We start from the raw sequence: 22,717 nt of genomic DNA on the forward strand, positions 1-22,717 counted from the left end.
AAACAAAACTTGCCATCCATGTCCATCAGAGTTAGCATACCCACACTCGAACAACGGGAAGGGACAACTGAATTCAACTATGCTGTCTTCTCCAAAATCCCGTCATTTATTCCTCATATTCATCAATCTCCAACCCACTTTTCAGTGTAAATAAATAATGCGTTGGCGAGAGAATAGTTATCTTCTCTACCAACGCATTAAATATGTCATCATCAAATTGTTCAAGTAAATCCTGCCGCGCATTCATGACTTGTATAATTTCGTTTACTCGACTTTCTATTTGAGCTTTTTGATCCATATCCTTCTCCAGCATCGCTTTCTTCTGCCGGAGCTTATCCAACTCGGAGGAGATTCTGGTGTTTTCCTCATTGTAAACGATCTCGTCAATGTTATCCCGAAGCTTCAGATTGACCAATCCCTTGAGATCGGATTTTAGCTGTTCGATGCTCTGCTCTACTTTTATCAACGATTCATGTCCTTCTCGTTTGGAAAGTATCGCTTCAATATTGGCATTCAGTGTTCGGATAAATCCATCCTTGTTTTCATGCATCCGATTGAATACTCGTACAAAGGCATCCTGCAACACGTATTCATCGACTGCTTTGGCATCGCAAGCTTCTTTACCTTCATTCACGTAGGTTCGGCATTGCCATACGACTTTCTTAGAAATATTATTACTATTCCAGGTTCGCCTTTTAAAATTAGCATTACAGCATCCGCAGAAAACTTTACCGCTGAGAGCATACTTACTGGAGTATTTCTTTCGGTCACCCATGATGTTCCCCTTGAGGTATGCGCGGCGCTCTTTTTCCTTTTGCACCAGTTCGAACATTTCTTTGGAAATGATTGGATCATGATTGTCCTCTATCAAGTATTTCTGTTCCTGACCATGGTTCTTTACTCGCTTATGACTAAGAAAATCAACAGTGATGGTCTTTTGCTGGAGTAAGGCTCCATAGTATTTCTCATTGGTTAGTATGATCGTAATGGTTGAATCCCACCATTTCACATTTCCTGTTACAGTTTGGATCTCGTCCTTCATCAATCCTGTAGCAATCGCCTGATAACTTTTACCCTCCAGATACTCCTCGTATATGCGGCGTACTATTACTGCTTCCGATTCGTTGATGATCAGTTCGCCTTCCTTATCCTTATCGTAGCCGAGAAACCGTGTGGTATTACAATGTACCTTTCCGTTTGCAAATCCTTTTTGAATACCCCATTTAGAGTTCTCGGATATATTCCTGCTTTCATCTTGGGCGATGGAGCTGAAAATGGTTAGGAATACTTCTCCTGAAGATTCAAGTGTGTTGATGTTCTCCTTTTCAAATAGCACTGCAATTCCAAGGCTCTTCAGTTCCCTTACATATTTCAACAAGTCCATCGTGTTCCGTGAAAACCTCGAAATCGATTTTGTTAGAATCAAATCGATCTTTCCTGCTCTGGCATCCTCGATCATCCGTTTGAATTGTACCCTATCCTTTGTATTCGTTCCCGATATGCCTTCATCCGCATAAATATCTACCAAATCCCAATTCGAGTTTCCTTCAATGTGTTGTGTATAGTGCCTGACTTGATTCTCGTAACTTTCGCGTTGTTCTTCAGAATCCGTACTTACTCGGCAGTAGGCTGCCACCCGTTTCTTATGAATCTGTTGAATGCCATCTACCATATCCAGTGATCTTACAGGTACAACAACAACCTTCTTCAATACTTTAGCCATATAGTTCCCCCTCAGATATATTCCTTTTACTGTCACATGTTACGATTACTTCTGCACATCATCAAGTCCATTTCTGCCCATTTTACGGGCTTTTGAAGGACTTTTTATTCAACAAATCGATCTCGGCAAACTCTTCATCAGTGATTAAATTTTGTGATTTCAGTTGCTTTAATAGGCTCACGCTGAGCATGTAGTCGATAGATTTTTTCATATGTATAGGCTCCTTTTAATTGAAAATAAAAATGGCCTACCCGAATGGGTAAGCCGATATGTATAGATGTTAAAGTATGCTTTTAAGCTGAATGGTCTTATCCATTGTAATTGCCGGATCATTCGTTAGCGTGGCAGTTACTACGATGTATTTGTTGTAGTAATTGCTATTGTTTCCTGCTTTAACAGTTGCACTATTTCCAGTGCTGGCAGTGATGTTTCCCATAATCGGAGTCGAGTTATCTTGATTTTGCAAACTCCATTGAACAGACTGATCAAACACTTCTGTTCCATTGTCATAGATTTGGCTTACGTAAGATGCGCTTTGTCCGACTTTTATAGTTGGATTGCCTGTTAAGTATAACGTATATGTTTGAGTCAACGATTCAACAGTTGTTATCTGAATCGTAGCCTGAACAGTAGGATGATATGTCAACCTCGCAGTAATTGTGGCTTGCCCAACTTCTATCCCCATCACCTTACCTTGGTTATCAACGCTAACAACATTTGGATCGCTTGATGAAAAAGTAATGGATGGATTGGATATAGGATCACCATCATCCGTAACTGCACAGTTCAGCAGTAAAATATCATTGATCAGCACATTGGCTTCCGTTCCATTATCTATGGTTAATGCGTATGTATGAACGACTTCATATTTCCAACGGTCTGCTATGTTATTTTCTACATCGTCATCAGAGGTTGAGATGAAAACTAAAACACAGCTCAATTTGATGATTCCATTAACGGTTCGATCAATGCCTTCCACTTTAAATGGCTGGTGTGTGTTATAGAAACGTTGGCTAAGTGTAATAGCTCTCGTATCCGCGTTGTCTTGAAGATACACTTGAATTTTTCCATCGGGAAACGAGATTACACTACCTGTATCAACAGAAAAGCTTTTCCCCTCTACGATGGTATCAAACCATTTCACGTTGCCATTCCAGTTAAAAGCGATACTGTAATTACACTTTCGTATCCTGCTGCGATAAGATTGTTCATTATGATCAATTTCGCTTGTTATCAAATAGCGCTCATTACGATAATCAATAAAATTACCAGTATGTAAGAGAGTTGTTGCGCGGATTATTTTCTCATTTGATGCTTGTATCTTATCGACCGCATCCCGAATGAGAGCACGTTGCTGCACACCGTTTATATGTATTAGTTCACCTTTCTCCCGAAGGAAGAAGTCCATCATCGTTTCTATACTTCGTGTCATGAACGCTCCCTCCTATGCAAAATCAGGTTTACAACGATATAGATATAGTTCTATATGGTCGCTCCATTCTTTCAAATCCAAGATGATGTAAATTTGATGATCAATCCGTAAATATCGGCATAGTTCCAGCTCGGAGTGTTGATCGCAAAAGGCACGATGCGTAACTTCTAGCGAGATATCGTCCTCAAATGTATAGTTTTTTAGGTATGGCTGAACATCTCCACAAATCGTTTTAATAGTCGTCAAATTTACAGATTCTAAAATCTCCAGTTTCGTATCATTGAACATGACTAATACCCCACCTTAATTTTTGACAATGGGAGAGCAAATCGAATGCTCTGCGGAATACCCGATTCATAGGTAGCACTTCTTTCTCCTTCACGTTTCTGAGCTATTCCCTCGGAATCTTTATTTTTGTAAAGGTACATGGCATAATCGACAACCACATCATCATATATCGTGGGTAGAGTATCGAGGTTACAATAACCAATGATAATGCTGTTGGCTTTCTTCAAATAGTGAGTGAGGATATCATTCCTGGAAATATCAAACGATTCGATCCCCAATAGTTGCTTTAACAATTCCAACTGCTCAATCATTTGGCTTGCTCCTTTTCAGGGCTTCTCACGTTTTTAGTGATGACTGTTTGAATAGACCCTTTAGCTTCAGCTTTTTCTAATTCAACTTTTTCATAATTAGCGTTCTTCTCTAGACGTTTTATTAATTCCACATCAGTTACGTCCCATTGAATTCCTGTTTCTATATTCTTGAACCACATATATTCCACCTCCATTAAATTGAAAAAGGGCATCCAGTTAAGGACACCCACTTGGGACTATGTATTTTTTGATTAAGACTTATTTGCAGTCAATACAGCAATGGCTTCTGGCTTGATACACTTGGCTCCAAATACTTGAAGTCCCTTTATGGCATCAGAAAACTGCTTCTCTGGACGGTACGCTTCTACCGAATCCACTTGACCAGCAAATGAGATCGCGCTCTTGTGTCCAGCAATAATTTTATATTTTACACCTGCTGTATTCGGCACATTGTTCGACTTATACACTGACATATTATCGATACTGCCGACAAATCCTGTTCTCATTACATTAGCATCCTTCGTATATCTAGGATCTTTCACCAAGAGTCCGTAAAAATATGCAGGAACAACAACAAACCGTTCTGTTTCTGGCACATCGTTTTCATCCAAGATAACTCCCAAATCCACAAGGTAATCATAGGCTGTTGCTGAAGTCGGAACAATAGGTGTTGTATCATTACCAATTGTATTTCCTGCTATTACTTCAGTATAAAATCCTGCGATATACTGATTCACCACATTGGCGAGTCCATAAGATGCTTCGACGATACCTCCACTTAACAAATCCACATTTGCTTGAGCTGCATCGACATCATCCACGGTAAAGTTATAAAACTTTGCTTGATCGATGGTCAACGTTTTTTGTGCAGAATCCAGCTCCTGCGGATTGCCGATTCCAATTGCCTTATCATACGAACCAATGGTTACTGCACCAATCGAATTAATTTTAACCGTTGAGCCTTGACCAGCGATCAAACCTTCGTAATCCGTATTGACAATATTTCCATAGACTAAATTTTTCTTGAAACTTTCATTTAAACGTGCGCTCCATATTGTAGGAATAAAATTGGTTACTGCCATGATTATTCACCTTGTCCTTTTCATTTTTTATTGTTTGTTTTGTAATACTTGCTTGACCTGATCCCAGTTCTTGTTGATTTCATCTGACGACATGCCTTTAATTGCATCCAATGTGAAAGTTTTACCTGTAGAATCAGCAGGTGGAGTATAGCCATCCCCTTTGAGACGCTGCTCGACTTGCTGTTGTACCAGTAATTGAAGTGACTGTTCAAACGCAGTCAAATTAGCTGTCGTTGTAGACTCATCTGTGCCAATAAAAAAATCCACTAACTGGAGTGGAAGTTTCTTTTCACTGGCTATTTTGATGGCTTGGCTCGTTAACCGTTCACGCTGTTTCTCCAGTTTCATATTCTCAACTTCAGCACGAAGCTTCTCCATCTCGATTTCTTTTTCATCTTTCGCTGGGAAACGCTTCTTAATTTCAGCATTCAACAATCCTTCAAGTTGATTAGTTTTCCATGTTTCCATTGATTTTGCTGACCGCTTATCCACGGTGCTATCGAACCAACTCTTGGCTTCCTTATCAGATTGAATGAATTGCTCGATACCTTCAACGTTGATGGGATTCAAACCCTGAAGATATGCTTTCACTTCCTCAGTCGTGCCATTTGCTTTGATAAATTGTTTAACCTGTTCCAAATCCATTTTCATTAATCTCCTTTAATGCCCATTCGACTTGTCTAAACCGAACACGCATTTCTATGTATTTTTGTAGTAGTTTAATGTCATGCTCAGGACAATGATGTTACGCATTAGAAATGGCAAAAACGAGGATAAGGAACAAATACCCTACCCCCTCATTTTTGCCGATTACAAACCCTTGATTCATATAGCTTTTTTAACCCTCTAAAGCGTAACATCAAGCCTGTTTTCGTCTCATCTTCCGCATTCGTAATTTTGCCTTTTCATTTTTATTCTTTTCATCGCATTTTTCGCAATAAAATTGTCGATTAGAATTTGCCTCGAAGCTAGTCCCACATTTCTTACAATTAACCTTCGGCTTCGCTATCTGTCTTTCAACATGCATATTCCGTTCCAACTTATACTCACGCTCCAACTTTTCATCAGTTGGTAGCACTCCATTTTCAAAATATCGGCAGCTTGGGAGAGGATTCCCCTGTTCAAAAAATACGCATGAACCATCCTTCCAGCAACAATAATTCGAGATGCCATGTTTGTCACCCAGATAGGAGGCACAATTATGTTTGACGAGTTGTTTGATTTTATTTTTGTTTTGCATGTGTAGAATCTCCAGTCCCATCACCTAATCGTTGCTGTTCAGCTAAATATTTATTCAATTCCAACTTCGGATTCTCCACGAATGGCAATAAAGTCAGCAACGTTTCCTTTGAGCATACGTCCTGCAACTTTACGATTACATCAGCCAATCCAACCAAATCCGTTGGTAAGTTCCGTGTAAATTTAACAGCGATATCTCGAAAGTCATATTGAACGCCTTCTTTCTTCTGAAGGTACGTGAAGAAATTCCGAAGTCGATTCTTAATCACTTTCTCCATCATCGCCTCACGAATAGCGACTCTATTTTCTAAATTTAGCAGCTTATTTCTTAACGCTAACGAGGATGTATTACTTGCCCAATTCTCATTGAAATTCACCTGATCCATCATGTCATAAATTTTATGCTCCAAATTATCCAGCTCATTTTTCACAAACGAATCATTGATCTCCTTGATCAGCCACGTTACCTTACCACCAACAGGAACCTGGATGATGCCCATTTTCTTCATTTTTAGTAAATCCTCTTCTTCTAGTTTGGCGTTCTCAATAACCAGATAAGAATTACGATGATCGGCAATTTCATTAACCAAATCTGAGTTGAGCGCATTGTACGCATCAAACAAAGAAATCACATCTTGGAAGCCGCATTTCCGCTCAGTATTAGCTGGGCAAGAAATGACAGGTACTCTTCCAAAGATGTGATCATGTTTACCGATATATTGGATTTCAGGTGATTTACTCTGTTTGCTTTGAGTGTTTTTCTTATCGCCTTTCAATTCATAATGCAGAATTTCGTTATCCGTATAAACATCTAAATAAACTTTTTCATCAAATCGTTTTGTAAACTTGTGAATGGCCAGCAGTACATTTCTATCTGCTGTTCCATCCTCCAAAACATAAGCATTAAGAGGAGTTAATACTGTTGATGCGAATTGTCCATCGGAATCTATGTAATTCAATTCATAGCTTTCACCGAAAATTTCACTTTGCTTCCGGAGATTAATATTGTGTTCCTTTTCCCAATGGCTCATGTTTAGATCAAGCTTATGTACGACTGCATCATTATCTGATTTGGAAACGTAATTTACTGGCTTACCGAGTATATAGCCTACTTCATTGTCTACAAACTTACGAGGGAAATTGAAGATTAGCTTTCGATTGCTTCGGCTTTCCTGCATGGCGTAATCCTTTAGAATACTGTGGTTGCCGTTGTAGTAATCTGAATATTTTTGCTTGGTTAATGCTGCTTGATTGAGTTCGTTTAGACATTCAAGAATAATTGATTCTGTTATTTCCATAGTTTAGCTTCCTTTCAAACGGGCTATGTTATTGTTTATTGTTACTTTGCACAATATAAAAAATGCCCTTACCAGAAGGGCAATCCCTTATTTAAACTTTGGTTTCCCGTTACTCAATCTAAATATCACCGTGTTGTATAAAACCCCAAAATGCATGTGCTCTTACCAGTCCAGATGGAGACCTACTCACTACTAATACTTTGGCCGAATTATAGTAGTTATTGGATTTCCAAATAATCTCTTAGCTTCCAGTATTGAATCAATAGAATTTCTTTTGAGTAGCATACTCCCCGTCACGATTGATCCATTTCTGTTGAGTAAATCAAACATGGGTATTTCTTGATTCTCAAGAGCATAATCAACCGCTGTCTTACCACTTGAATCCTCAAGATTCACATCACAATTTAAGTCAATAAGTGTTTTGGCAACGTGATCGAATCTATTAATTACTGCCCAAATTAAGGGTGTTTTCAGCTCATCGTCGCGTGTATCACGATCAGCACCTTTTCTAATTAAGGTTGTAATTTTTTCAATATCACTTTCCAGCCTTTTTTTCCTTATCTGTTCAGCTATTAACAATGAATTGGAACTTTTCCATTTAATATCTAATCCTAATTTTTTAACGATTGATAATACGGCATGGTTCAATAATCTCTTTCTTTCATTGCGATCATTTATTTTAGTAATCAACAATTCAAGTATTTCGTTGCTTCCTGCTAACGCTGCATAAGTTATAATGTGATACCCGTTCTCATCAGTTAAATCCGAAATTGCATGGTGTTCCAGAAGTAGTTTCACAACATTATCATCCATGATTTGTCGCATTATAGGTACTTGTCGTTTATAATAGCTTACCTTTTGATAAAATGTATTATGTTCATATATAGGTATGTTCGATTGGACATTCGGATTTGCACCATAATGTAGTAAGGTTGTAACAATATCTATATTAGATGCATATAAGAGGGCCGTACGACCTTGACCAAGCGGATCTTCATTTACTTTAGCACCTAGTTCTATAAGAAACCGCACTGCCTTTTCCGACCCACCATCAGCTGCATACATAAGGGGTGTCTTTTGGTTATATCCAGAAATAGCATGTATACTGGGTTTATTATGTTTATTATTTAACAACACTATCATACCATCTACTCTGCCGTATTGGGCGCAAACACCAAATAATTTCTGAGTTTTTACTGAAGAATATGAATAGCTGCCTAAAAAAGTAACATTTCCACGTTCTATTGATTTTTCTTCTAAATAATCCATATAATCAATTCCTCCATAGGGCTATAACTTTTACAAAAATTGGATAAATTAACACTTGGTTTTTATACCTTTAAAATAACAAACTCCGATCATAAAACTTAAGACTCTTCACTGACTGAATCAATTGTACAGCTCCATATAAACTATCAGGTGCATCATCATATTTGCAATTTCTATTATAATCCTTTATTTGGTTATTGTATCGGATATTCGCTGAGTTGAATAATATATGCCCCTTTTTCACATCAGGCTCAAGGCTAATAATCCGTTCATGCTTCTGTCCTCGGCTATTAATACTTTCAACAGGAGTAAACTTCTTAGCCTTCCATAACTCTTCCTCAAACTTTTGCTTCATGTAACTCTGAGCTTGAATCGTCTCAAAACCTATTTTATCTACAGGATATGTATTCAACTTTTCTACAGCCACTTGGAACAGATCATCTGGCAGTAGTTTATAAATATTACCGTCAATCACATATAACTGTTTCGTTTTACGATGCTGTCCTAAAATTGTGATTGCTGAATAATCATTTTTCTTGCCGGCTTTAATGGCTGGATCAATATACATGGCAATTTCCATCTCATCAAATTCAGGAAGCCTGTCCCAATACATGATATTTTGAAATATGTAATCGTCAGTTGAGCGAGGATCATTCTGAAGTTCCTTCTGAAAACTATTGATTCCCATGGCTTGTCTTTTACACATTAAATAATAGTACTCAAGATACTCCGGCCAAAGTATCTCAGTGCCTTCCAACATCTCAACTTTATGGGCAATAAAAAATGACATGGCAGTGTTTATCCTGTCTTCATCCTGCAAATTATTATATTGGATTTCCCATTCTGCCCATAAGTCATCTCTATCTGAAAAATGGACAACGGCTGCTTTACGAATGCTTCTAACTCCTGGTATCTTTCCTTTGAGTAGATCAGCCATGATATCTTCTTCATTTAAAATTGTGCCACAGATGAGAATATTCGTATCTCGCGTCCCAATTGGTAAAACGACATCGGTGAAGGTGCTTTTAATTTGCTCACGTTTAGTTTCCGACTTGGCTGTATCATCCTTAAGCAAGTCATCGAGTAAAACCAGTGTTGGTCGATGGTGCTTATAATGGATACCTCGTAAGGAACCGTCAACTCCACGAATCATGATACAGGAATCGAGTCCACTTTTACTCCTAAGCCATATTTCATTGTTGTTCCATCTGCTACCTTTACGGATGCCAAAATCTTCAATCAGCATCGTATTCGTTTCAAGCTCATCCTTGATCATATCCAAGAAGGGCAATGCAATAATTTCTGTTGCTGATATGATGAGCGTAAACTGTGATTTATCGTACAGAGTCGCATACAGTGGAAATAAAAAAGAACTGATTGTTGACTTTCCATGCTCCCTTGGGAGTCCGAAAGCCGTAATCAGTCCTGTATTGGAAAGCATATGTTTCAACTCAGCGAATAGTTCTCGATGAAATTGACCAAACTCACGATCAAAATATTTCGGGAAATAGCATAAGGCAAAATACTCGATATCCATTTCACCAATTAATTTGCGGAGTTCTGAGAATGAGAATGCTTCAATTAGCTGCTTGATTTTGGGTGGTTTAAAATGCTTCTCCATGTAATGCTTGAGTAGTTGTGTTTGGCGTTGTTGTTCTTGGTTTATTGTTTCAATTGTAGTTACTCCTTCTAGGTCACATCATTCGTTAATGCGACTAATTCATTATAAATTAACTGTGCGATTTCTTCAGAGCAATTTTCACTTCTAATCATGACCTCAGGTACAACAGTCATTATAAAATCCTCTTGTTCGATAGTTATTTCGTGCCTACTCTCAAATCTGGTTACAGTTTGTTCATTCCATTCCGAAAAAACACCAAAGCATAAGGGACTTCCATGTTTTTCCCAAAATTCATACCAAACCCCGAAATACAACAAGTCTTTCCCAGTTTTGTCCTGAAAAAATACACCGTATTCTAAGTCATTGCTTGTAATTGGTTTTGATTTAAAACTCTTACCACTGTACCCTTTCACCGCATTTACAATAGAATACAACTTGGTTAATGTACTAGGCACTTCAGTTTTGAACATACAGGATACCTCCGAATTCGTAAATGTAATCCTCTTAACCTCAAACCACATTTTTAGCAAATCATAGAAATCTTTTACTTTCTCGCTTAGAAGAAACAATTCACTTTTTTGAATAGCATGGATCAGTTCGTTCCAATATATTATTTGGATGTGAATATTGGTAACAGCGTTCTTGTTTGTAAATTCGCTCGATTTTGATGACCAAATATGTTGATATGCATAATTTGATGGTACAAGAAAAATTAAATACTTTTTCTTTTCTCCTGATTCATACAAGTGTTGTAGATATGTTACAGGTTGATTTTCTGTTAATCTCGAATCGGATGTTTTAGCCTCGATTAAAATTTCATATTCTTCATTGGATACGACAATATCTGGTCGGCAATTATTCAATTCCACTGTATATTGTGTTTCAAATTGATCGTACTCAAATCTTTCAAGCTCTTCATTGTTTAGAAATAAGCTAAGAAATAAATCTCGAAATGGTTTATACGCCATATAATTGCATAGTAATTCCGTCATACTATTTTCATTAGATACTACACCATAATATATATTTTGTATTCTTTTCAAAACATCACTTCCATTTATCAATATATTGGAAATTATATCATGTCCTTTAAACTTTCACCGTAAAATCATCACAAAAATTTCTGCATCCTCTGCTGGCGGCTCGATTTCCCCATATAGAAGTACCCCTCCCCAACAACGACAAAGAGAGTGGCTTACTCACCACTCTATATTCGCCAATGCTTCAGCCATATCCTTTTCAGTTGTCAAAGTGTATATATTAGTTGTGCTTACATGGTCATGACCCAATATTTGCTGGATTGTGGTCAATGGGGTGCTTTTAATCAGCCTATACCCTAGCGTGTGCCTTAGCATATGGGGCGTTACCTTCACTTGTACACGATCACCGTACTTGTTCAATATCAAGTTAACTGCATTCCGTTCAAATGCGCCGCGCTGTCCGATGAATAAGTATTCTGACTCGCTTTCCAGCCTAACCTCTAAGTAACGTGTGAGTGCTTTGCGTACATCCTTATTAATAGGAAGTGTTCGTTGGGCATTCCCTTTACCAAGTATCCGCAATAATCCTTTGCGTTCGCTCATGTCTATATCTTTCAGCCGGATGCCGACTAATTCGCTTACTCTGATACCTGTACCAATCAATAACTCTATCATACAAATATGCATTTTGTTGCCGTGTCGGTGAATTTCATTCCGCAGCTTCCACAAATCCGTATCCTCTAGCCCTTTATATTGCCGGACATCCTTATTCCTGACTGCTTCAATGTGTATCTCTTCCTTTATATAGCCTTGTTTGAGCATCCAGCGGCAGAATACGTTCATGCTGGCTATCTTTCGGTTTATAGTCAGTATCGCCTGATCGCTGCTTTGGAGGTACTTCTTATACTCTACACCATCCAGTTCGATCAGCTTCTCCAATCCATACTCCGTCTTACTGCGATACCAAGCGATGAAGGCTAACGTATCCCTCAAGTAGCAGGATATCGTATTCTCGCTTCTGTCCTTACTGCGTAAATGCGCCTCAAACCCCTGTAAATACGGCATATTGCCCCCACCTTTCGCTTGTGTGTCACATCATACCGTTGGTGGGGGAGACAGTCAACTCAATACATAACTTTTCTTATGCACTCAATATGGGCTATTTTGAGGCAGATTTAGGGTAAAATAAGGCGTTTATCTATCGAATAACTGACGACATAACGTTATGCATCCGACTCTTCAAAGCCATCCTCAGTATAGTTGGACTCCTCGATAGCCTCGTATTCCGCTTCTATTACATCAGCTTCGATCATATCAAGGAATAGTTGTTTCCGTTCGAGTTCAGCAGCCTTTGTATCAATTATGATCTCGCGGCGGTCATTCCATTCGTTCGGAGCGCGGTTCTTCAAGTAGAATATCATCGCTGTAGGATTAGGCGGCATATAACGGTTTACTTTTTCGATTCGAGTTTTCTTTTTTCCATTTTTATCTTCTTCGATAATTGTTTTTATTTCATCATAGGAGTAACCAGTAGCAGCTTTTAAAAGTGAAGTTTCCACGCGAGATATAATAACAGCCTTGCTCCATTTAACTAATTCAGCGAGCATCGGATGCTTATCAATATACTCATACCAAGTAGCCGGAGCTATACCGAGGTTCTTAACAATTACGCCACTGTCCACACCTTCTTGGAACCACTGTTGAATTTCAGCCAATCGTGGATATACATGCGTCTCCCATTTGGTTGGTCGTTCTAACGCTTCAGCAAATTTCGGATGCTTCCGTCTATAATCTCCAAGTGTCCAAATATGGATGTTCAGTCGCTTGGCAATCTCATCATCCGTTAATCCTTCACGTACCCATACAGGGATATCTCTGAGTCGAGGAACAACAAATTGATCATATTTTGTTAGTATCTTCGGCTTGCTCCTCTTTGGCTTTTCATCGTTCTTGCTAATAATGACCTCACCTCCAATAAAAAAAGCCCATGCAAAAAATGCATAGACGATTTTATAATTTCACATTCACTTACAAATTGTTCTGTTTCACCTAAAGTCATAATGCATGTTCAACTAACGTTCCTAATTTAGATAACTTCAAGAATAGTTTTAGCAGTTAGGTCATCGGGGTTAATTGTTTTAGATGTTATACCTATCATTACTCTAACTACGATTGTATAGTTCCCTGGTGGAATTGGATTGCCTTTATTATTTTTCAGGCTCCATTCCTCATTAAATGTAAGCTTTCCCTCTTTTAATAAATTCCTCACTATTAGAGCCGAAGTAAACGCTTTATTATTCGACCATTTAAAAACCTCTTCATTTTGCTCGTTGTAAACAAAAATATCATACTGTTGCCCTGACCCATATGAAATTGATTGCTCTTAACCTGAAACATTCTGAAGAGAAAAGGTGAGTTTTATTTTCCCATCCTCTTTTACAGACTCCAATGATGTTTTAAAAAGTCCTGATACAGATTTTAATTGTTCTTCTTTCTTTTTCTGTAATTCTTTTTCAATTTCCGGGTCGATACTCACTCCTCTTTCTACTTGCACTGGTTCCAGATTTTCCAATGTTTGATTCTCTTTATTTATGCTAGTAGAACAACCAAAAATTAATGTACTTATTATGATTCCCAATAAAACCTTCACCATAGTCCTTCACCTCATATGATTAGACGGAATCACATTAAAATAAGTTCCAGTTTTTAGCTTGTTTTATATTTTTTTATTCAGACTCCTGCCCAAGTTGAATAATGGTTTGCAATTACATTGAGCCAACTACATTGTATTTTCATATTTCCTCCCCACAACATAAAAAGGGCTATCGCTAGCCCCCAGTAACTATTCCAACTCAGCCTCATAAAACAGCTCAATATCCTCAATCACCTTTTGTATCTGCTCATTGTCATCCTTAGCTTCTTCTTCCCCAAGCACGTTTACCTTCTCGGCTTGCATCCCTTTAAGGAACCGTATAACCATATTCACCTTTACCTTGCCCATCTCCCCATCACCCTTTCGGTTTAGTCAGCACATGATACCTCTGAGCTTACCGACTCAGCAAGAACTTCTTGATAGCTTACCTTCTTACCATTCCGAATCAAATACACACCACTGTCGCTACCAACACGCTCAATATAACGATTCACAATTACATCTGCATATTTCTCATCCAACTCCATCGTATAGCAGATTCGATCCGTATCCTCACATGCGATTAGCGTACTTCCTGAACCTCCAAATGAGTCGAGGACAATATCGCCTAACTTGCTGGAATTTTTAATCGGATATGAAATTAACTGTACGGGTTTCATAGTTGGATGATGCTCATTTCTAAATGGACGATCAAATTGCCACAGTGTAGTTTGCTTCCTATCCGAGTTCCAATAGTGTCCTGCAGTCGGCTTCCACCCCACCAATACAGGTTCGTGCATCCAATGATAATCCTGCCTACCCATCACCATTGCTTGTTTAGCCCAAATACAACATTGGGATAATTTGAACCCTGATTCTTTATGAGCCTTCCTAAAGTTCAAACCTTCGCTATCAGCATGGAACACATAAATACTGGCTCCATCATCAGCCACTTCATACATCCGAGTATATGCTGCCAATAAAAACTCATAAAATTGCTCATCGTCCATCTTATCATTTTGAATTGTTAAAGCATCCTTTGTACGGCCTGTGTAATCCACATTATATGGTGGATCGGTGACAATTAACCTGGCTTTCTTCCCATCCATCAACGTTGCCATATCCTGTTCATTCGTTGCGTCACCTGCTAATAATCTGTGCTTACCAAGCAGCCATATATCACCTTTTTGTGTAATTGGATTCTCTAGCAGAGCATCATCAACATCGAATTCATCTTCATCCGGCTCATTGTCCTTATGTAATTCGTCGAACAGCTTCTCAGCTTCTGAGAAATCAAATCCAGTCAACTCAATATTGTAATCGTCCGTCTTCAACTCTTCCAATAATCCAGCCAACGCATCAAAATCCCACTCACCTGTAATTTTATTTAACGCAATGTTCAAAGCTTTCTCTTTCGTCTTATCCACATCAATCAGAACACAATCTACTTCTTCGTATCCGAGTGCCTTCAATACTTTAGCTCTCTGATGACCGCCCACAATTGTGTAATCGCTATTACAAATAATGGGTTCACAATACCCGAATTCGACTATACTATTCTTAATCTTCTCAAACTCTGGATCGCCAGCCTTCAAATCCTTCCTCGGATTATATTCAGCATGAACCAGTTGATCAATTTTCAATTTTATAAATTCCATTGTATATTCCCCTTTTCTGTATAAAGCAAAAAGAACCCTAGCCATTAGAGAGTTCCTGTAGTATTGCTATGCTATTTAAAATTTAGGCATTTTGAACCACCAATTAACTTGTTCATATTGCATCCGAAAAGTCCAATATTTTAAATTGTTGTACCATTGCATTTATTCTCAACTCCCATAGTTTTTATTGGCTGCTGATTACCCTTTACTATGTTACGAATTAAATGAACCATACGACACGGCTCCGATAATTACAGTTATAAATTGGCAATCTAAATAAACAATTATTTTTCATCACACAATTGCCTATCTACGGGCTGACAAGCCCGATCATATTAACAAATACAATTATGATTATTACTTTGAATCCGATTCAGAAAGGTATCCAGTTTATCATTTATTCATTCAATTGATTTTTGAACATTCTCCAATCCGCTCAATATTTTGAATTATATTTAATATCCTTTTATTTACAAATTATAATCCTTGTGATATATTTATGTCTGTTGGGAAGCACCCACAAAGAAGAGCCTTAGGAAAGCATCCTGAGGCTCTTTAACGTTTTATATCGATAGTTCACATGGATAATCAATTTATATAATATAAATCTAAGTGCCTGCTGCAGAAACGAAGATACCGTTTCTTTGCGCGCCCCACCAATCCAAGGAAGTTCACCTTGGAGTTGGCGTATGCGGTGTTGTGTTTAAGCTTTCAATCTATCACCACATGAATTATATCTATATAAGTTATATAGTAATATTTCGTGTGGTATTCAAACTCAATTATGAGATTATCAAAACCCTCTTTCGTTGACCAAAGTTCGTCCTATAGGCAACATCAATATTTCGTTCAATAATTATCTTATCATTTTTAATCTTTTCCCATAGCCTGTAAAAGTTTTTATGGTCATATAAGCCTTGGCATAATGCTTGTATCTCATATTCCCCACAATTCAATCCTGCTATTTTTTCAAGGATTAAGCTTGCAGCAGATTTATCTTGGCGCTTGTCCTTGTTATAACCTTTCTGTTCTCTTTTCTTTCTCTTCTTCTCCCGTACCGACTCAAATTTGCAATCCCCCTCAATGACACCATTAAGCTGCTTTAGAATCATTTTATGCACTCTATCATTATTATTTATGATGTAAACATCTGCTTTTTTATCAGCATTTTGTTTTCCTCTTCCAATTCTCTTTAAACCTTGGTAGATATTACTGACAATATCGGTTATTCGAAGTTTTTCAAGATCTTCATTTTTAGTGAAACCCATACCCTTATTTATTTTTTGTATGAACAAATCATCATTTGTTAATTGCTCGCTTGTATAAAACATGTACATAAAGGCGTAGTAAGCAAAGCTTATATTGGGTGTATGAACAATGAAGCATTTATTATAATCCTCCCAATCATTTTTACCTCTCATTGCTTGAAAATTAGACATACTGATATCTAGTTTTCCCAATTCTTTTGGATGGTCTTTTTCAAGTGCATCTATATCTTCATCACAACCAATGAGAAATATTTTATCTCCCTCAGATGTATTTTCTTTAATCAGCTTCATCACATCTTTATAAAAGTAATCATTACTATGCTTCGCATATCCTGTACTATTTTGCTTGATAAAATTGATTGTCCAGTTAGCATGATCAAATATTCGTTCGGAGTTAACCACTTCAAAAATATTGGAAGTCTCATACATATGATGAAATTTTGCAGATGCATCAAGTAAGATATTATTGTCCAGAAGGAAATAACCAATTTTATCATTGTAAGTGTGCAATGTCTTATTACAGGCGATTACTTTAGGATTATTATAATATCTTTTCAACATCTCCAATTTCCCAATGACGTGTACGTTACCAGTCGTAATCCCGAACCTATTTTTCAAATGTCTTAAATAGTTTTTTGTGAATCTAGCCTCTTTAATAAGTGATATTAACTCGTTAATACGACTCTCCACATCTTTATCTTCAAACAAGAAAAATTTCATCTCATTTTCAATGTATTTATTTTTCTCCACTTCAATATCCGCGATAATATTTTTATACATACTTCCTAAATCCAATTGAGTAACTGTATCAAATATTTTAAATTTTACAGATATTTCATTGAGTATTTTCTCCATTGTATAGATTGAATCAGAGTTCAATATTTCCATCGAGAGCAAATTTAATTCTTCATCAATAATCAGGTTTGTTCGCCCTTCAGTGTACTTCTTCCGTTTTTCACGATCCTTGCATAATTGTATATACTTAGAATGTGTGATAACAACAACACTATGATCTCGTATTTCATCCTCATTTATTTTCTTATTCTCGGAATGAATAGCCAATGCATCTGGAACACCTTTAGCGATTCTGTTCACTTCAGTAATGAATTTACAAACAACCAGAGATCGGGTAAATGGACGGTGTACTTTCATTGATTCCAACGTTTGAATTAATGTTACCGTTTTCCCTATATTTGCTTCAAATGGAAACACTTTAATTTTTCGATTTCCGTTTTCTCGAAGTAGTCTGGTGCAAGTTGTTTGGCAAGGAGAGCCAATTGTAATTTTCTATTTTGCTCATATGTTTCGATCCCCAATTATTATGAACTCCTTCCTAGCTGATTACTTTATCTTTAAAATTAGTGTAAGCTTCCATTGCTCGTCTCAACTGTGGAGAATCCTTGAAGATGAATATTTTACGGTTGGCATCCTTCAAATCCATTTTTTCACCAAGCTTATGAAACCGATTAAACATCAACCATCCTGCCATCCGAGATTGAGTAATAACAATAGTTTTATTTTCCATTTCGACCTCCAATATTAAAGTTATCAGAATGCGAAATATACAACATTCCGCATTCCGCTCTACTGCCTGACAAGGCCCAATTATATTAACCTTTAATATCAACCTGACATTTTATTGAAGCTTTACCTGTCTTCACAATTTTCTTAATGGTTATTTCCTTACCCATATAATTTTCCAGCATCGTATCGCCTTCTTTTCGTACTATACTGAGTCCTTTCGCGACTCCTAGCCAACCACGATCATCGAACAGCGTGTACGTTTGCCCCAATATTATTTTTGCCACCTCATCAGGACTCCATGGTTCCTTATCACCGCTAAGCAATGTAACTTCGTAATCGATCAGGTTTTTCAATATGGCTTCCGATTTCTTAAGATATTTATCAGGGATGCTCATGTCTTTGCCTTCTGGAAATTCAAGCTCATAGGCTTCATGTTTAGTTACAGCGGTGTAATACTCGCCTAGCCATTCAAAAGTGTTATTATCAGCAAATTCTGTTAAATGGATATATACTTTATCCCGATCTTCATAGTTAAGTTGGATATTTTGCAAAATGCCTTCGCTGGCCACAACCCAACAGAAGGAGTAATTCGTATTGTCATTTTTCGCTTTTGAATCTACATAGGTCATTCTGACGGTAGCTGAAGCTAGTAGGGAGGGACAACTACAGATTTCCTCTGCTTGCTCCTTGGTATCCCGAAACAGCTCTGCGAATTTATCATCCATTTCTTTCCTTAATCGCTTATGCCTCTCATCCGAAGAGTACCTATTTAGGCTCAGCTTTTGCTTAGTTAGAGTTCTATTCTTTTGCAGAAAAGTAGAGTAAGTGTCCTGTAAGGCGGCAATAGTTTGATCGATAATGGTCGTATCCAGGTTGGGATTCTGATAGTACTGATAAATATTTTGGAATTTATGCCTTTGGATCTTACTATCCGTTTTTTCAATCATGATTCGATTTACATACGCTTTGAACTTTTCCATCACAATAGAAAAATCATCCAAAGCAGAAGTATGTTTCTTATCCTTGTTGTACTCAACACCATCCTTAAATTTCATAAACTGTGGTTTCCATTTGCCAAATTGATACTCAATCACATCAGGGATGACTACTTTATCGAACAGACCAGACTTAGATGCATCAATACAGAGTCCCTGTAAATACTTCATGATCGCAATCGGCAGTTTATATTTCATCAAATTCCGTTCAGCATTGGCTATATTTTCGATGGTCGTATTCATATCCGTAATTTTGCCTGTTTTATCTTCGGAACGGATAATAAAGTCGATTACATTTTGTTTCGTCCATTTCTCCGATTCAGCAGTAGCTTTATCCGCATCATTGACTTGAACAGCAGAGTCAACAATATAATCGTGAAGGGTTACTTTGGATTGAAATGGAAATCGTCCTTCGAAATGTTTCTGAATATTTGCATTCAATTCTTCGAGCAGATTCTTGCCGTGCTTCTCACTTTTTTCGTTATTCAACACAAAATTATATTGTTCAAGATACTCGATTCTGGTATCTACAAAATTCCTCTCCGTTGAAAGTACGAGCAATTCATCGCCGTCTCTGTCTGCACCCCCAAGACGATCTGGCTCCGAGCCGAGGGGGAGCTGCACAATATTATTAATATGACGTATGAATTGAGAATCTTTGCCACTGTAATCTATGAAATTTGTTCTAGTAATTTCGCTGAATGACATAATCGGATTTCTAGCAAATAATTTCTCCCCCGTATTCTTTCCACCACTGTAACATTTCTTTGAATCAAGAAAGCCTTTACCCTTATAATCCCAAGTACCTTTATCCTCTGCCGCGGCGTAAGATAAGAATGCTAAGATATCTTGAGTTACATACATGTATTTGGCTTCCAGATAAAATTTCCCTAAACACATTTCATCGATTTTGTGATCAATGACATCTTTGATGGTTTGCATTACCTTGTGTTCAAAGACCATTTTTTTATTGAGATGAATCGCCTTAATCGCATCACTACAATTCTTTCCGATCCCATTATCCGAATTTTCTTTATAGACCAAGTTTAGAAATGCTTCGAGATACTGGATATCATCCCAATCGATTTCATCCTTACGATAGATGCTTAACGTTCTGTGGATCATATCGCCAAGGGTATTAGACAAACAAAAAACATCACATGGATGTAGATCGAGAGCCAACAATAATTGATACGATGATTTTCGATATTCTTCATGGATAGGTTTAGCGATATTTGAAATGCCAATAGCATCGTAACCATACTCAATAAGTTTGGATTTGTAGTCGGCAATAGAAGGGAATAGCCACTGTTTATCTTCCGAACCATCTGGCTTCAGCCCCACAACGTCTAACTTAGCTTTAAAGGTGGACTCCGTGGTCAAAATATCAATCTTGTCTGTATAATGCCATGCTCCAAATATATCTTTGATTTTTCTAATCTTTTGCTTAGAGAAATAACCTCGAAAATCGACACATGGAAAGAAGCCCTTTATGGTTGGCAACCTCAACTGATATCCAGTTATAGGAAAGCCAGTTTGTAAGAATTTCTCCATACTCTGACCAAGTTCTTTGGAAACTAAGCCCATACCATCGAACACGTTCTCCATAACTTGATAAGCTTTCACTTGAGAAAGCTGTAATCCAGTTGACCATTCGGTAATTGGGACATCTCTTCTCTCATATTGCTCCGTTTGGTCGATAGTCCATACTGGAACATGAGTACCATCTTTCTTGATTATCTTCCAATCTGGTTCGATGAGAGCTTTTAAACTTACTCGTCTTCCCTCTTTCCCCCAGAGACCGACAGTTTTGTATTTTTCTCTGTCTTCAGGTGCGATCTTAAGCTCCAGCTTATTTTCTTTGACTTTCTCTAATATTTTCTGGTTCTCCTTATTAAATTCTTTCTCTGATTGTAGATACTGTTGAAGATCAGCATATACGGATTCTTCCTCTGGAGTACGAGTGTATGGCTGAATCATCTCCACATCTTCAACGACAGGTATTTCTTTATCTGGAATGATGCAAATATTCAGTTTATTCATATCAACAGGATATAGGTATACATCTGTCGTGGTTAGCGCGTTACGAGTAAGATTTTTAGATACTGTGCATTTGGTAGGCTCTGTACCAAGGGAAACATGGCGTTTCAATTCCTCGTAATATTTATCGAGAACAAATAGTTGACGGCATTCTTTGTTTTGGCTTCCTGATAGAACATTATCCAGGAATACAAACTTATGAGTGCTAATGACTTTCCCCGATTCAGAATGATAATTGGCGTTATAACCTTCGTTCAGCAGTTTTGCTAATTTTCCATTCGTCTCACTGGATCTGCTTCGACCAGTTTCAATCGTCATAATGGGAAGGACATTCTTCTTTATTTTTACTGAAGCTCCACTTTTCGACTTCGTAAGCGAACCATCTTCATTTTTCTTATGCTCAATCTCTGCTTCATACTTACGTTTCATAATTTTTTCGTTCAGGATGTAGTACATAAGAGTTTCAGTTGCTAGTTCAGCAGAATCTAAATTATATTCCAGTGAAAGTGCCCCATCCTGCTCTTTAAGATCATCGAGATCGTATTGCCATAAGTGATACAGACGTTTAGTGATCAATTTGTTATGACCTCCAATTTATAAGTGTAAAAAAAGAATAATTTACTATACAATTTCATTTGTTACTTTCAGAAAAATATCCACCATTTTAAGCATCATTATTCCAAAACCCTTATAGAACAAGGGATTCTTGATATTTCCTACTTGTTATCTACTAATTTAATAAAAGAAAAAATATAAAATTTGATGATTTTCACTTGTGTTTTAACGCGAATCGTGATAAATTTAAAAAGTAAAAAATATTAGATTAGTGTATTTTCCTTTAAAGTATGCAATTTTCCGTTTTAAAATAGACTTTTAGATTAAATGGATGCATAAAAATACCTCCTCAAATGGAAATAGGATCATAAACGTGTAACAGTTATTGGGCATACTAATTTAATATAACATGCGGCAAACCTCAAATGATAGAGGTTTTTTTGAGTTTATAGATCATTTGGAATATACACATAGAGAAGAACCGAAGGCGATGTGCTCTCGGTTCTTTTGTTGTAAAATTATAAGTGTGATTTATATTTATTGCTTCTATTATTCAAATATTATGACGCAATATTATAACTCCAAGACAAGATTCAATAAATCCCTCACACAATCCAAAACTTGCAATTCCCCCTCAGATAGTAGCTTCCATCTATCTTCACGGAATCTTCAGTAAACTTCTCAACTTTGCCAACTGTATCTAACTCTCCACCAATCCAAACCTCAATATTCCTTTGGAAGGTTATTGAGCGTTGAAAGTCGGTATCTAGCTTGCATGTTTTTCTGATCATAATATTCCATC

21 protein-coding genes are annotated in these 22,717 nt (G+C 37.3%); all 21 read right to left on the reverse strand.

Features of this window, described 5'->3' with window-relative positions:
* Positions 1 to 106 precede the first annotated feature (106 nt).
* The 21 genes from G9U52_RS34405 to G9U52_RS34495 all read right to left on the reverse strand — a co-directional run bounded on the left by G9U52_RS34405 (position 107) and on the right by G9U52_RS34495 (position 21,936).
* Positions 107 to 1,723: a recombinase family protein gene (locus tag G9U52_RS34405; protein ID WP_166156545.1), complete on the reverse strand. Its 1,617-nt coding sequence runs from the start codon at positions 1,721 to 1,723 to the stop codon at positions 107 to 109.
* Positions 1,724 to 1,805: 82 nt separating this feature from the next.
* A complete protein-coding gene (locus G9U52_RS41150) occupies positions 1,806 to 1,934 on the reverse strand; it encodes an SHOCT domain-containing protein (protein WP_279538564.1) in 129 nt (42 codons plus the stop codon).
* A 69-nt stretch (positions 1,935 to 2,003) separates the two neighbouring features.
* Complete coding sequence (locus G9U52_RS34410; protein WP_166156548.1) at positions 2,004 to 3,155, reverse strand: Ig-like domain-containing protein; 1,152 nt, start codon at positions 3,153 to 3,155, stop codon at positions 2,004 to 2,006.
* Between the two features lie 290 nt (positions 3,156 to 3,445).
* Positions 3,446 to 3,754 (reverse strand): phage head-tail connector protein, encoded by a 309-nt coding sequence (locus tag G9U52_RS34415; RefSeq protein ID WP_166156551.1) that lies wholly within the window; start codon positions 3,752 to 3,754, stop codon positions 3,446 to 3,448.
* The gene (locus G9U52_RS34420) at positions 3,751 to 3,933 is read right to left on the reverse strand and encodes a hypothetical protein (RefSeq protein WP_166156554.1); all 183 of its coding nucleotides are present in this window, start codon (positions 3,931 to 3,933) and stop codon (positions 3,751 to 3,753) included. The genes G9U52_RS34415 and G9U52_RS34420 overlap by 4 nt, the downstream gene beginning before the upstream one ends.
* Positions 3,934 to 4,005: 72 nt before the next feature.
* Complete coding sequence (locus G9U52_RS34425; protein ID WP_166156557.1) at positions 4,006 to 4,836, reverse strand: phage major capsid protein; 831 nt, start codon at positions 4,834 to 4,836, stop codon at positions 4,006 to 4,008.
* 27 nt (positions 4,837 to 4,863) lie between these two features.
* Positions 4,864 to 5,481 carry a DUF4355 domain-containing protein gene (locus G9U52_RS34430; RefSeq protein WP_166156560.1) on the reverse strand — a complete coding sequence of 206 codons (618 nt, stop codon included), beginning with the start codon at positions 5,479 to 5,481 and terminating at the stop codon, positions 4,864 to 4,866.
* Between the two features lie 214 nt (positions 5,482 to 5,695).
* On the reverse strand, positions 5,696 to 6,097 hold the full coding sequence (locus G9U52_RS42210) for a cysteine-rich VLP protein (RefSeq protein WP_512699218.1): 402 nt from the start codon (positions 6,095 to 6,097) through the stop codon (positions 5,696 to 5,698).
* Complete coding sequence (locus G9U52_RS34435; protein ID WP_166156563.1) at positions 6,060 to 7,373, reverse strand: phage portal protein; 1,314 nt, start codon at positions 7,371 to 7,373, stop codon at positions 6,060 to 6,062. Before G9U52_RS34435 ends, G9U52_RS42210 begins: the two co-directional genes overlap by 38 nt.
* 192 nt (positions 7,374 to 7,565) lie before the next feature.
* Positions 7,566 to 8,642 (reverse strand): ankyrin repeat domain-containing protein, encoded by a 1,077-nt coding sequence (locus G9U52_RS34440; protein WP_166156566.1) that lies wholly within the window; start codon positions 8,640 to 8,642, stop codon positions 7,566 to 7,568.
* 70 nt (positions 8,643 to 8,712) lie between these two features.
* A complete protein-coding gene (terL, locus tag G9U52_RS34445; RefSeq protein ID WP_166156569.1) occupies positions 8,713 to 10,263 on the reverse strand; it encodes a phage terminase large subunit in 1,551 nt (516 codons plus the stop codon).
* Between the two features lie 68 nt (positions 10,264 to 10,331).
* On the reverse strand, positions 10,332 to 11,231 hold the full coding sequence (locus G9U52_RS34450) for a PD-(D/E)XK nuclease family protein (protein WP_207953387.1): 900 nt from the start codon (positions 11,229 to 11,231) through the stop codon (positions 10,332 to 10,334).
* Between the two features lie 231 nt (positions 11,232 to 11,462).
* On the reverse strand, positions 11,463 to 12,308 hold the full coding sequence (locus tag G9U52_RS34455) for a tyrosine-type recombinase/integrase (protein ID WP_166156575.1): 846 nt from the start codon (positions 12,306 to 12,308) through the stop codon (positions 11,463 to 11,465).
* A 158-nt stretch (positions 12,309 to 12,466) separates the two neighbouring features.
* Complete coding sequence (locus G9U52_RS34460) at positions 12,467 to 12,958, reverse strand: helix-turn-helix domain-containing protein (RefSeq protein ID WP_243767732.1); 492 nt, start codon at positions 12,956 to 12,958, stop codon at positions 12,467 to 12,469.
* 371 nt (positions 12,959 to 13,329) lie between these two features.
* Complete coding sequence (locus tag G9U52_RS41980) at positions 13,330 to 13,617, reverse strand: BsuPI-related putative proteinase inhibitor (protein ID WP_166156720.1); 288 nt, start codon at positions 13,615 to 13,617, stop codon at positions 13,330 to 13,332.
* A gap of 9 nt (positions 13,618 to 13,626) precedes the next feature.
* Positions 13,627 to 13,896 carry a hypothetical protein gene (locus G9U52_RS34470; RefSeq protein ID WP_166156578.1) on the reverse strand — a complete coding sequence of 90 codons (270 nt, stop codon included), beginning with the start codon at positions 13,894 to 13,896 and terminating at the stop codon, positions 13,627 to 13,629.
* A 189-nt stretch (positions 13,897 to 14,085) separates the two neighbouring features.
* Positions 14,086 to 14,244, reverse strand: coding sequence for a hypothetical protein (locus tag G9U52_RS34475; protein WP_166156581.1), 159 nt, complete (start codon positions 14,242 to 14,244; stop codon positions 14,086 to 14,088).
* 20 nt (positions 14,245 to 14,264) lie between these two features.
* Positions 14,265 to 15,533, reverse strand: coding sequence for a site-specific DNA-methyltransferase (locus tag G9U52_RS34480; RefSeq protein WP_166156584.1), 1,269 nt, complete (start codon positions 15,531 to 15,533; stop codon positions 14,265 to 14,267).
* Positions 15,534 to 16,315: 782 nt separating this feature from the next.
* On the reverse strand, positions 16,316 to 18,013 hold the full coding sequence (locus G9U52_RS34485; protein ID WP_166156587.1) for a hypothetical protein: 1,698 nt from the start codon (positions 18,011 to 18,013) through the stop codon (positions 16,316 to 16,318).
* A 121-nt stretch (positions 18,014 to 18,134) separates the two neighbouring features.
* On the reverse strand, positions 18,135 to 18,326 hold the full coding sequence (locus G9U52_RS34490) for a DUF5659 domain-containing protein (RefSeq protein ID WP_166156592.1): 192 nt from the start codon (positions 18,324 to 18,326) through the stop codon (positions 18,135 to 18,137).
* Positions 18,327 to 18,411: 85 nt separating this feature from the next.
* A complete protein-coding gene (locus G9U52_RS34495; RefSeq protein ID WP_166156595.1) occupies positions 18,412 to 21,936 on the reverse strand; it encodes a hypothetical protein in 3,525 nt (1,174 codons plus the stop codon).
* Positions 21,937 to 22,717: the final 781 nt, after the last annotated feature.

It is taken from the genome of Paenibacillus agricola (assembly GCF_011440305.1).
GTDB lineage: Bacteria > Bacillota > Bacilli > Paenibacillales > NBRC-103111 > Paenibacillus_S > Paenibacillus_S agricola.